At 51.5% G+C, this 12,390-nt stretch carries 11 protein-coding genes; all 11 read left to right on the forward strand.

The annotated features are described in order from the left end of the window. The first annotated feature begins 11 nt into the window (after positions 1–11). The 11 genes from virB11 (at position 12) to BJL95_RS10200 (ending at position 12,127) form a co-directional block, all read left to right on the forward strand. Positions 12–1,037, forward strand: a complete 1,026-nt coding sequence (virB11, locus tag BJL95_RS10150; RefSeq protein ID WP_083385888.1) for a P-type DNA transfer ATPase VirB11 — start codon at positions 12–14, stop codon at positions 1,035–1,037. Further along, entirely contained in the window at positions 1,034–2,896 is a 1,863-nt protein-coding gene (locus tag BJL95_RS10155) for a type IV secretory system conjugative DNA transfer family protein (RefSeq protein ID WP_071157660.1), read from the forward strand. Before virB11 ends, BJL95_RS10155 begins: the two co-directional genes overlap by 4 nt. A gap of 11 nt (positions 2,897–2,907) precedes the next feature. Further along, positions 2,908–5,157 (forward strand): LPD7 domain-containing protein, encoded by a 2,250-nt coding sequence (locus tag BJL95_RS10160; protein ID WP_071157661.1) that lies wholly within the window; start codon positions 2,908–2,910, stop codon positions 5,155–5,157. After that, on the forward strand, positions 5,154–5,693 hold the full coding sequence (locus tag BJL95_RS10165) for a hypothetical protein (RefSeq protein WP_071157662.1): 540 nt from the start codon (positions 5,154–5,156) through the stop codon (positions 5,691–5,693). The genes BJL95_RS10160 and BJL95_RS10165 overlap by 4 nt, the downstream gene beginning before the upstream one ends. Further along, complete coding sequence (locus tag BJL95_RS10170) at positions 5,693–6,280, forward strand: transglycosylase SLT domain-containing protein (protein ID WP_071157664.1); 588 nt, start codon at positions 5,693–5,695, stop codon at positions 6,278–6,280. The genes BJL95_RS10165 and BJL95_RS10170 overlap by 1 nt, the downstream gene beginning before the upstream one ends. Before the next feature lies 1 nt (position 6,281). Further along, on the forward strand, positions 6,282–6,896 hold the full coding sequence (locus BJL95_RS10175; protein WP_071157666.1) for a YkgJ family cysteine cluster protein: 615 nt from the start codon (positions 6,282–6,284) through the stop codon (positions 6,894–6,896). 57 nt (positions 6,897–6,953) lie between these two features. Beyond that, entirely contained in the window at positions 6,954–7,346 is a 393-nt protein-coding gene (locus tag BJL95_RS10180; RefSeq protein WP_071157668.1) for a hypothetical protein, read from the forward strand. A 327-nt stretch (positions 7,347–7,673) separates the two neighbouring features. Then, positions 7,674–8,225, forward strand: a complete 552-nt coding sequence (locus BJL95_RS10185) for a recombinase family protein (RefSeq protein WP_071157670.1) — start codon at positions 7,674–7,676, stop codon at positions 8,223–8,225. 70 nt (positions 8,226–8,295) lie between these two features. After that, a complete protein-coding gene (locus tag BJL95_RS10190; protein ID WP_071157672.1) occupies positions 8,296–10,200 on the forward strand; it encodes a Dam family site-specific DNA-(adenine-N6)-methyltransferase in 1,905 nt (634 codons plus the stop codon). Positions 10,201–10,211: 11 nt separating this feature from the next. Beyond that, positions 10,212–10,415 (forward strand): hypothetical protein, encoded by a 204-nt coding sequence (locus tag BJL95_RS10195; protein ID WP_071157674.1) that lies wholly within the window; start codon positions 10,212–10,214, stop codon positions 10,413–10,415. Further along, positions 10,412–12,127, forward strand: a complete 1,716-nt coding sequence (locus BJL95_RS10200; RefSeq protein ID WP_071157676.1) for an AlwI family type II restriction endonuclease — start codon at positions 10,412–10,414, stop codon at positions 12,125–12,127. The genes BJL95_RS10195 and BJL95_RS10200 overlap by 4 nt, the downstream gene beginning before the upstream one ends. The last annotated feature ends 263 nt before the right edge of the window (positions 12,128–12,390 follow it).

Below are 12,390 nucleotides of genomic sequence, written 5' to 3' on the forward strand. Positions count from 1 at the left end.
GTGGAAAGTACATGGAATCAGCACAACGACGCGACAATGTGGAATACCTGAGCGCATTGCATCACTATCTAACTCCATTGCGTTGCATCCTGGATGATGACGCCGTGACAGAGGTCTGCATCAATAAACCGCATGAGGCCTGGGTGCAACGTTACAGCGGCAAAACCTGTGAAAAATTGCCGTTCGCCTCACATGGTTGGTGTAGAAACATGGCCAATCTGGTTGCGAATAAAACCTCACAAGGGGCCGACGAAACGACGCCCTTGTTATCGGCCGATCTGCCGACCGGCGAGCGGATTCAATTCGTGCTGCCCCCGGCCAGCGATCACGTCTCCATTACAATCCGCCGGCCGTCTAAAACCGTCTGGACACTCGACGAGTTGGCCGACAAAGGCCTGTTCACGCAATGTAAAGAAGCCGGTGATGATCTGGACGACGTGGAAAAGGAATTGCTCGCACTCAAAGAACAGCGCCGTTACGGCGAGTTCATCAAGCTAGGCATAAAGGCCAAAAAGAATTTTCTGCTATCCGGGGTCACGGGGAGCGGGAAAACAACGGCAAACAAAGCGTTAATCCTCGAAATCCCGTCCGACGAACGCATCATCACGATTGAGGATGCCAAAGAATTGGTGTTAGTCAACCAACCGGATCACGTGCGCCTTTTTTACTCAAAAGGCGGGCAGGGCATTTCAAACGTTAACGCCAAAATGCTACTGGAGGCCTGCTTACGGATGAAACCGGATCGCCTTTTCTTGGCGGAGTTAAGAAGCGACGAAGCCTTTGAATACCTGCGGGCCGTGGCGTCGCACCCTGGTTCAATTACCAGTATTCACGGACACACCGCACAACTCGCCCTTGCGCAAATGGTGTTACTACTCCGCCAAAGCCCGGCTGGGCAAGCCTTGCAATCGGAAGAAATCAAATCGTTGCTCTACCAAACCATTGACATCGTTTTACAGTTCGCGGCCGATGGCCAGGTTAGATATATCAAAGAGGTCTGGTACAGACCCGATCTGAAACTCAAACACGGCCTATGAAGAAAACCGCAAAAATCCTCGTCGGGTTGCTATTGGCGCTCACAGCCGGGCTTTATGTGTCCGGCTATTTTTTTCTGGCGGTCAGCCATTTAAACCCGTATCAAGCCACACCGATTACGATTCTTCAATATCACGAACATTACGGCCATAAGCCCACGGTTCACCGCAACCTGATTGGTAGCACGGTGGCCGGGTTCCTGTTGGTCGGCGGTGGTATCGGCCTACCACTCATTCCGCGCCGGCGGGCGTTGCATGGCGACGCCCGCTTTGCCAGCCGCCGGGAAATCCGGGAGCGCGGACTGCTAGACGGCGACGGCATCATTATCGGCAAACTCGGAGAGAAATACTTGTCGATACCAGGCCAGCAGGGGGCAATACTGGCCGCCCCGCCTCGCGCTGGTAAAGGGGTGGGTGTGGTGGTGCCGAATCTGTTGAATTTTCCCGGATCGGTGATCGTCGTTGACATCAAAAAAGAGAACTGGGAAGTCACAGCCGGCTTCCGGCGTCAACACGGCCAAGAGGTTTATCTATTCGATCCACTATCCGAAGAGGGACAAACGGCCCGCTGGAACCCGTTTTTTTATGTCTCCGCCGATCCACACACCCGCATTAACGATATTCAACGGATAGCGGAAATGCTCTATACCGTAGACGGCAATAAAGACTCATTTTGGGTGTTAAGCGCCAGAACTTTGTTCTTGGGATTGGCCCTTTACCTATTTGAAACGCAATACACCAAGCGCACGATTGGCGAAGTGTTACGGCTAGGCATGTCCGGCGGCACGACCGGCGAGGGCTTTGTCGAGCACTGGAAAGGCGTTCTCGCCCGCAGAAGAGAGGGCAACAACCCGCTTTCCTGGCAATGTGTGTCGTCGATCTATGAGGTCATCGATCTACCGCCGCAAACAGCGGGTGGCATCCGTAAAGAACTGACATCGAAACTCTCGCTATGGCTGAATCCATTACTGGACGCCGCCACGTCCGAGAACGACATGGATTTACGCAATTTGCGGAAACGGCCCATGTCTATTTATGTCGGCGTCAAACCGGACGACCTGGACAGGATACGCCCGGTGTTGAGTTTGTTCTTCCAGCAAGCGATTGGCTTGCAGACACGCGAACTGCCCGAACACAACCCGCAATTGAAACATCAATTGCTGTTGTTGCTGGACGAGTTTACCGCCCTGGGCCGTATTCCGATTATCGAGACGGCTAGCGGTTTCTTGCCTGGCTACAACGTCCGCGTGCTATTGGTCATTCAAACCCCGTCGCAACTGCGAGCCGTGTACGGCCGCGACGGTGCCGACACGATCATCAAAACCCTGGCCGGCCGAATCGTCTTTGCGCCGAAAGATTTTGCCGACGCGCAAGAAATCTCGAACGATTTAGGTTCCACGACAATGAAAGGTCAAAGCCGGTCGCGGCCGATGTGGGGCACAAAGGGCCAGACCATGACTGAAAGCGACCAGCGCCGTATGTTGTTAATGCCGCAGGAAGTGAAGGAAATCGGCGCGGATCGCGAAATCATCATCTATGAAGGCATCCGCCCGATCCTGGCGGAAAAAATCATTTACTACACCGACCGCCATTTCAAAAAACGCCTGCTGCCGGCACCGAAGGTACGGCGGATCGCCCCCGTCATGCAGACCTACGAGGACATCTACACCCAAATGGATGTAGAGGACGAACCGACCTACCGGCCGGTGACGATAGAGGAACTGGAAAATTTCGATGAGCTATCACTAAACGACTTTGCAATCGATACCGATTACATCTTGCAACCGACAGACCAACCCATGAGCGCCGACGAAATCAAAGCCGCCGCTCAGCGTTACCTAAACCTTGTGATTGAGGACTAAAAGGAGACAACATGGCAACAGAAAGACAACCGGGTGAGGAATTGGAAACCCGCGTAAAAACAGACCTGGCCGAAACCCAATACCGTTACGGCGTGATCGATCCGAAGAACGGTGCGCAATATCGCGTCTACACCTCAGCGGAAATGATTGCCAAGGCCGACGGGTTCGGAATTAACGAAGTCAAAGGCTATAGCGCCGATGGCAGGGAAACCCGGATTACAAAAACCGGCGATAACTGGGTACGGGCCGACGGCCAGAAGATCGAGGACATACAGGCCGAAATCGACAAACAAAGCGTGGCCGATATTTTGAGCCGCGCACAAGCAAGGGCAAAAGTAGGCCAGACAGGCGACCACGATATAGACCGGAAACTGGCGCTGGTGGACGCCTCAGCATTCCTTCGCATTCAGGACGTGGAACAACAAAAGATCGCGGCGGCCGCCATTGTGAAAAATACCCAAGAACACGCGGATTATAAAGCCGGTCTTGAGGTCGCTTTCACGGGGTACATTAGGAACCCGCCGAAAATGTCAGAAGTCGCGGATCGCATCTATCACCTGGAACGCGGCGCACCGCGCGAACAATCAGCAAACGAACCGGCGGGCGAACAAGCGAAGGCACAAGAGGCGGCGCATGTGTTCACCCTCCGCACTGGCAACCGGGAGCGAGAGTTTACAGACGCTCAAAAAGCCGGGGCCGCCTATTACACCGCAGACCCGGAAAAGTCCCCACGTCCGAGCGTGGTACACGCGGAAGGAAATCGCGGCCGAATCATCGCCTCAACCGAAATTCACGGTAAATACGAGGATGGCCAGACCCGCTTTTACAAGACCCTGCCGGATGTAATGCCTATCGATAAAGAGTTTCAAGCCGGTTACTTCGAGGCACTGGAAAAAGGGGTGCGCAAACATCTTCGCACGCTGAAAACCGAAGCTGAACAGGGGCAGGAACCACCGAAACAATTGGATCGTCGGGTTGCCGACGATCTGGAGCGTTTAGCGGGCTACGACTCCGCAAAAGCCATAAAACTATGGCAAAAGAACGCCCCGGATGGCATGCAAACCCCAACGTATTTAACCGAACAGGCCGTGAGCCAAGAAAGCAAGCCGGTCAGTAAAGGGCAAAAACAAGTCGAAAATATCATTGAGTTTTACGATAAGGCCCAAGAGAAAACCGCACCCAAAGCCGAACAAGCGGCTCAGGTAACGGCCGCAGCAAACGACCAGGCACAAGTGGGAGCCGACGAGAACCACGCAATACCGGAACGGCTGGCAAGTCGTTATTTGCGCGTGAAAAATCAATACTATTTTCAAGACAAAACCCTGGCGTTCGAGGATGGCGGCAAACAACTGAAAGTCGAAACCGAAAACGTCACCGTGATTAAGGATGCAATCGCAATCGCCGAAGATCGGAACTGGCAAACCATCAAAGTATCCGGCAGCGATAATTTCAAACAACAGGTATGGCGGGAAGCGTCCCTCAAAGGCCTGGAAGTGGTCGGCTATAAACCGACTCAGGTAGAAGTGGCCGAACTGGAAAAAGCCAAGGCGGCGCTCGAAGCGAAGCAACAAGTCGCCGCGCCGGCACCGAGAGACCGGGACGGTATGATCGTCGGCACCTTGTTGGATCATGGCGCGGATCACTATAAACACGATCCGAATCAAGGCAAATCCTATTTCGTCAAATTAGAGGTGGACGGGAAGGAAGTCACCAAATGGGGCGCGGACTTCAAACGGGCCTTTAAAGAGTCGCAATCGAAGCCCGAAGTCGGCGACAAGATCATCATGGAGTCGGTCGGCCAGCAAGAGGTAAGCATTGATACAAAGGAACGCGACGCAAACGGTAACGAGGTGGAAGGCAAAAAGCCGGTTAAAAAGAACACCTGGCGGGTCGAACGCGAAGATTATCAAACGGCGCTGGAAGATCAGGCCCAAGCGATCCGCACGGGCCGGGAAATCGAAAGCAACGTTATCCGACAAATGCCGCAAGTGGCCGAAGCGATTACCGCCGCCAAGCTCGGCGAGAAGATAGCCGAACAAGCTCATCAATCCGGCGTCATCAAAACCGAGGATGAAAAAGAGGCGCTGGTTTATATAATTCGCGAAGGTCTGGCCTCCGCATTGGAAAAGGGTAAAAAGATCAGTGCACCCGAAGTGCGAGAACAGGGACGGCAAGCCACCATTGACGCGAACAACGTACTGAATGATCAAAAACCGCCCGTGGTCACCAAGGAGCCGGTACAGCAGGAAATGGTGAGATGAAAACGTGGGCCAAAGTTGCTTGCGTGGGGGCGTTGCTCTGGTGGCACGCCCCAAATGCGGCAACCTTGGATCAACAGACAGTCGATGATGCGCGAATCTTCATGGCCGGTTACCTGGAACTGAACAACACCAAAAACATTAGTCTGCTGCCGCTGTATGCCGATGACGCGGTGATTAACATCACCGTGGTTACCCTGGATCGGGAAGTACGGACGTTAGAGTTAAGTGGGCGCAAATGGAAGCAATTGCTTCGCGAAACCTGGTACAACGGACAACCGTCGGCAGAACCAATGCAGCTACACGACATCAGGATTAAACCGATAAGCGGCGAAACATTAGAAATCACCGCTCATCGGTACGCACTCACACGCTGTTACTGGGACAATCGCTATCGCCTTGTAATCGCGAAGGCCGCCAAACGGTATCACATCATTGGCGAAACATTGCTCATCGATCATCACAACCAGTGTGAGCAGCCCGAAACAACAATCATCAATCAGGAAATAACCATTATCCCAACCATGGAACCACGCTAATGAAAATGTTATACGGCACACTCGCCTTAGTCCTCGCCCAATCGGTACAGGCCGCACCGAATTCAGAGGCGGTCATTCGTTTACAAATCGCCTCGATAGATTCGACAAAAGCCGACACCGTACAACATGACAGAACAATCAACGATGACGAACAGCATTGGGTTGATCAAACCGAGCAAGCACTCATAAAGGAAATGACAAAAAATAAGGCCTTAGCGCAACGTATGAGCAATGAGCGCTTACGCCGGGAGTTGTTGCACACGATTTATTACGAGGCAAAACGGGCAGGCCTGGAACCGTCGTTAGTGGTTTCAGTGATTCGCGGGGAAAGCAATTTCCGCAAATACGCGATTTCATCGGCCGGTGCGCGCGGCTTCATGCAGGTGATGCCGTTTTGGGCCGATATAGTCGGTGCAGATTCCGCCGATCTTTTCAATGTGAGAACAAACCTTCGTCTCGGGTGCGCGATATTGCGCAGCTATTTGGACAAGGAAAACGGCAATATCACTCGGGCATTAGCACGATACAACGGCAGTCGTGCCAGCGACGTTTATCCAAATTACGTCTATGCCGCCTGGGTAAATTGATATGTCAGAAAAACCAAGAATTGAGGAAGCAAGCGATCTTCAACCAGTGCCAATTGAATTATTTGATGAGTTAAACCACCTCATCAATGTTCAGCTAAACAAACCAGGCACCCTTATTGACCACCTAAAGCAAGCCTATGATTTTCTGGATAAAGTGAATCGAACCTATGTCAGCACCTTTACCACATGCAGCAAAGGCTGTTCACATTGTTGTTACATGGACGTTCAATTGTCCGCATTCGAGGCGGAATACATCTGTGTAGCGACAGGCATTCCACATCAGCCGTTTAATAAGCTAACCACCGACCATAAAACGCCATGCCCGTTTCTGTCAGAACAAAACGCCTGTGCCATCTATGAACACCGGCCATTGTTTTGCCGTACCTATCACTCGCTAAGCGCTCCCGAATTATGCGGCATTAAAAATGCCGTATTCGCACATTACGGCACCGCCGAATCAGATATGGGCAATATCATTTACCGTTCGGTTTACCTCTGGATTCACCACCATAACATGCATCAAACAGGAGGAAACATCAAAGATATTAGAGATTATTTTCCACACGACCCAATGGCCATGCGCCGGCATCTAAGTGAAATAGTGAAAGCGAAATAAATAGCGTATTTTCGCGCCCGCGAAAAATAGAATCCAGAAATAGCAAGGAAACTAGAAATGAGAAAAGAAAAAGCCAAGCGCCTTTTAATCCTAACTGCGCTTTTAACCATGGAAGCTTGCAGCGTTTATAGACCCACTGTTGACGCCTATAATGACAGGTACGCCTACAGACTCGATCAAGATTACGAAGAATGCAAACACCTCGCGTTTCAGGCGTCTGGAAACACCACAAAAGAGGCGGCAATCGGCGCGGGCGTTGGTGGCGTCGTAGGGGCGGGCGGTGGGGCCGCGCTCGGCGCTGCCATGGGAGACCCAGGAAAAGGGGCGGCAATTGGTGCTGTTGTAGGCGGGCTTGGCGGCGCTACACACCAAGCGCTGGAATCGGGAAAGAACTTTAAGTACTCGTATCAGGCGTGCATGAGGAATCGCGGGCATAACGTCATTAACTAATAACGGAAAATAAGGTTAGCTACAGAATACGGAAAAAATAGTACGCTAAGACTTTTTCAGTGTTCAGAACTACAAGGTATTGGGCGGGGCGAGTGCGTGAAAGCAGCCGCATTGATCGAGTGTGCATTTTCGGATGATGCATTGTTTGTGCGTCGTCCTATTGATTGAAAAGTTTTTCCAAAATTTCCGGGGTTTGGGCTTACAACCCCAGTTAGGAAATTTCCCCCTAAAACATGGTAACTATTTGAAAAAATTCAGACAATACTTTCAATAGCTTGCATGTTTCATAAGTCTGTTTCATAATATCTTCTATTTGTAAGCAAGTTGATGATAATTGGTTACGCCAGAACCAGCACCGACGAGCAGAACACAGCCTTACAACTCGCGGCGCTCAAAAAAAACGGGTGTGAAACCATCCATGAGGATAAAGGCATAAGCGGAGCGGTTCGCAATCGCCCTGTACTCACTTGTTGTTTGGCCTCACTCAAGGCTGGCGACACGCTCATAGTCTGGAAATTGGACAGACTGGGGCGCAGTGCGCGCGACCTTTTGAACATCCTACAGGACCTAGATGCACGCGGCGTGCGGTTTATTAGCCTCACCGAAGCTATAGACACGCAAACCCAAACAGGCCGAGCCATGCTACACATGGTTGCTTTGCTGGTAGAGCTTGAACGTGGACTTATCACGGAACGCACTCGCGCAGGAGTAAAGGAAGCCCAAAAGCGCGGAGTGAAATTTGGCCGCAAACAGAAACTTACGCCAGTCCAGATTAAACACGCTCGCGAACAAATTGACCAAGGTCAGCGAGTGCAGGACGTGGCTGCGCTGTTGAATGTAGGTAGGGTAACACTCTATCGAGCGCTGAAAGCTGATTAGGCATATTGTCCACTACGCTACGCGGCGAAGCTCAACCACATAGTATAAGAATAATTACCGAGGCGAATTTATGGGGCATGCCCCTTTATTAAAAAGGTCACAAGATTTAAGTCTTTCAAGACCATTGTTGAAGTGGGCGGGCGGGAAAACGCAGCTTCTAGGGGAGATTTTGCCAAAAATCCCCAAGAAGTATGGCCGCTACATTGAGCCATTTTTCGGCGGCGGCGCGGTTTTCTTCGCTGCCCGCCCCAAAAGCGGGATCATCGCGGATATAAATCCCGAATTAGTCAATCTGTATCAGGCGGTCGCTGCCGATGTTGACGGCGTGATTGCCGCGCTTCGCCTTTACCAAAACACCGAAGAAACCTTCTATACCGTTCGTGCGCAGGATTGGACAAAGCTATCTAAAATTGAAGCTGCCGCCCGCACTATTTTCCTGAACAGGACGTGTTTCAACGGCTTGTATCGCGTCAACAAATCCGGCCAGTTCAACGTGCCGTTCGGTCGCTACAAAAACCCAAAACTGATCGACACGGACAGTCTTCAAGCCGCAGCCGCGATCCTCAAGGATACCACCATTATTTGTGGAGATTACAAAACCATTTTAGGGGAAAATGCGCGGGCCGGTGACTTTGTTTTCCTTGATCCTCCCTACTTGCCGGTTTCAGAATATGCAGACTTCAAGCGATATACAAAAGAACAGTTTTACGAGGAAGATCATGTTGAACTGGCCGAGGAAGTCCGGCGCTTGCACGAACTTGGTTGCCACGTTGTTTTAACCAACTCCAATCATCCATTGGTGCATGAGCAATACCGTAAATTTGCGGTCGAAGTCGTGCAGACCAAGCGTTATATCTCATGCAATGGCAAGGGACGCACAGGCGAGGACGTGATTGTGACCGTGCCGCCGAAGCCGCGCTTTAATCTGCGCTTACTCCCCTCGCCTTTGCCAGATCAAGCCCAGCTTTATCCATCGACCCGCTATATGGGATCGAAAAACAAGCTTCTAACCGAAATATGGGCGATAGCCTCGCAATTCGAGTTTGATACCGCGATTGACCTATTTTCCGGCTCCGGTATCGTCGGTTATATGTTCAAGTCTCATGGCAAGGCCGTTATCAGTAACGACTATATGGCAATGTCCGCGACCTTCGCCAAGGCGATGATCGAAAACAACGCTGTCACTTTGTCCAACATCGAAACTCTGGGATTGCTTGAGCCGCACCATCAGTCAGATGGCTTTGTGGAAAGCAAATTTCAAGGACTGTATTACAGCGACGAAGATAACCGCCTGATCGACATCGTGCGCAGCAATATCAAAGCTATTCGGAATCCGTATAAACGCGCAATCGCCATGGCCGGGCTAATCAGAGCATGTTTGAAGAAACGCCCTCGCGGCATTTTTACCTATGTCGGACATCGTTATGATGATGGCCGCAAAGACCTTCTCATGTCTTTCCGCGCACAGTTCATCGAGGCCGTTGAAACTGTCAATGCTGCCGTGTTCGATAACGGCCAACAGAACAAAGCCCGCAATGGCGATGCCATGACCCTACAGCACCGCGCAGCGGGCTTGGTCTATATAGACCCGCCCTATTATTCGCCGTTATCGGATAACGAATATGTCCGGCGCTATCACTTTGTTGAAGGTTTGGCCCGCGACTGGCAGGGCGTAGAAATTCAGGAACATACCATCACCAAGAAATTCAAATCCTACCCGACGCCGTTTTCTTCGCGTAAGGGAGCGGCGGACGCCTTTGACAAGCTGTTTCGCCGGTTTCGCGATAGCGTGCTTGTTGTGTCCTATTCGTCCAACAGTTTGCCGACTTTAGACGAAATGGTTGCGATCATGGCACGGCACAAGCGGCATGTTGAGGTTGTGCCAGTCGATTACAAATATTCCTTCGGCAACCAAGGACACAAGATAGGCGACAATAAAAATGACGTGCAAGAATATATCTTCGTTGGCTTTTAGGGAGAGTGGGAATGTTTAGTGCCAGTGACAGAAGAAATGTCGAAAAAGCCAGCCAGACGGCTAATCTTTTGGTGCAAGATTTACAGGGGCTCGTGAAGTCTGATAATCCGCTATTGGCCGATATTGCTCTTGAAATTCTGCAACAAGCCGCGCAGATCGAACAGAGGTTAAACCGGATAGAGGCTATTACGCGCGAAGGAGAGAACACCGCGTGAAGCCTTGGCATTTAGGCAACACCACTGTCCGCAGCGCCTTTCGCTTGCGGGATGGCCTTGTTGCGCTGTCCACCTCATCCCTGCAAGGCAATTTGCGCGGCCAAGAACAGGAAATCGCTTTAAGACACTTGTTAGGCGAACATGGGATCGTGACGCTTGGCGAAGATGAAACCTACAGCGTCGGACGCAAATGGCGGTCCGCGCTGAATAAACTGGGTTTTCTCTATCCTGAAATTCCTGCCGCGACCGGCATCCCTCAAATTGCAATCGGTCCTATCGACATGATTACACCGAACGGCTGGCGGCTTATCCGCGCCGATACGGTTCCGGCCATGCAGGAATGTTTTTTGCGGGCGCTTGCTGCCCATTACATTCCGTCCGCGCTGGAAAAGAAGTTCGATTTTGCCGTTTTCTCCCCGCTACGGCACACCTTGGCCGTCATGCTGGAATTGGAGCGGCAAACCGGCGAAAGCAGACTCAATTTCATTGAAATGGCGCTTGTCGTGCAACTCACCAGCAGCGACGATCCGCTTGCCGATATTGTGGTTCAGATTCTCGACTTGAGGGCGCGACGTCTGGCGGCGACCAATAAACGCCAATTCGATCAACAGGCGCGCAACGCAGCCGCTGCGCTTCACAAATACGCCGCGACCACATTCAACGACTACGCCGATACCAATATGCGCTATCTCAAGGCAACGGGCCTTGTGCAGAGCAAAGGGCGCGGTCTTTCGCTTGTGCCGGAAAAGCATGTTTTCATCGAAAAACTGGTTCAAGATACCGGCATCCCCGATTCTGATCGTTCCTATTTCATCACCCTGTGTAATGGGGCCGTCTTGCCGACCGACAACAAGGATTCAGCGCTTGTGGTCTTGGATGACCTTTTACAGCAGCTTAACCGGCGCGGTATCCCTTTCGATCCGACCGGCAAGCCGACAGAAACGCCAGCCGATATTGCGATTATTCGCCATGAGATCGAAGGCATCTTGTCCGAGAGCAACGAAGAAGAATACGCCTTACGACAGGCCGCAGAGTGGGAAGAAATCGCGGCTTACATGGAGCTGATTATTACAAGAAAAAACAAGAAAACCCTTTCGGATGGCACCGAGATTGAAGTGCCTCAAGCCGAAGCGCCCGCTTATTTCGAGTGGATTCTATGGCGGGCGTTCCTTGCTATCAACAGCATGGCGAACAAACCTTATGAAGCACGGCGCTTCAAGATCGACCAAGACTTTTTGCCGGTCGGTTGCGCGGCTGGCGGCGGAGCGGATTTAATTTGTGAGTTTAGCGACTTTGTTATCGTTGTTGAAGTCACCTTGACCGACAATTCGCGGCAAGAGGCCGCCGAAGGCGAGCCGGTGCGGCGGCATGTGGCCGACCTCGTTTCTCATTATGCCGAGAAATCAGGAAAGCCGGTTTATGGTCTTTTTATAGCCAACCGCATTGACTCGAACACCGCCGAAACATTCAGAATTGGAGTCTGGTACACCCGAACAGACGACAAAATGAGACTAGACATTATTCCGGTCACGCTCGCACAATTCAAAGCCTTTTTTGAAGCACTATTCACTGCCGACCGTGTTGAGGTTGATCTTATTCGTGAATTACTCGACTGTTGTAGCGGATTGCGGGCGGCACATGAAGCACCAGCTTGGAAAGTCGAGATTGAACAAGCCATTAATCACCGGATTGCTTCATTCGCTTTTGCTTAGACATAAGTTGCCCGCCTACATGTAACGGCTTGCAATCGAAAACGCGCAAACCTGCGATCAGCGCAATTTTCGAACGGAATTAGCTGCAACTGAACCTGCAATCATCTTCGGCAAACCAGGATTATTTGCAACTGACATATGTCGTTGGCCATTGGCGGCAGCCGGCCATTAGCAGCTATTGATCAATGCGCCTAGAAGCGGACATTAGCAAACAGTTGAGGTATGCTGCCTAGATTATGTTTACCGGCCACTTGTGAGAATCC

Origin of the sequence: Methylomonas sp. LWB (assembly GCF_001856095.1) — a bacterium.
Taxonomy (GTDB): Bacteria; Pseudomonadota; Gammaproteobacteria; order Methylococcales; family Methylomonadaceae; genus Methylomonas; species Methylomonas koyamae_A.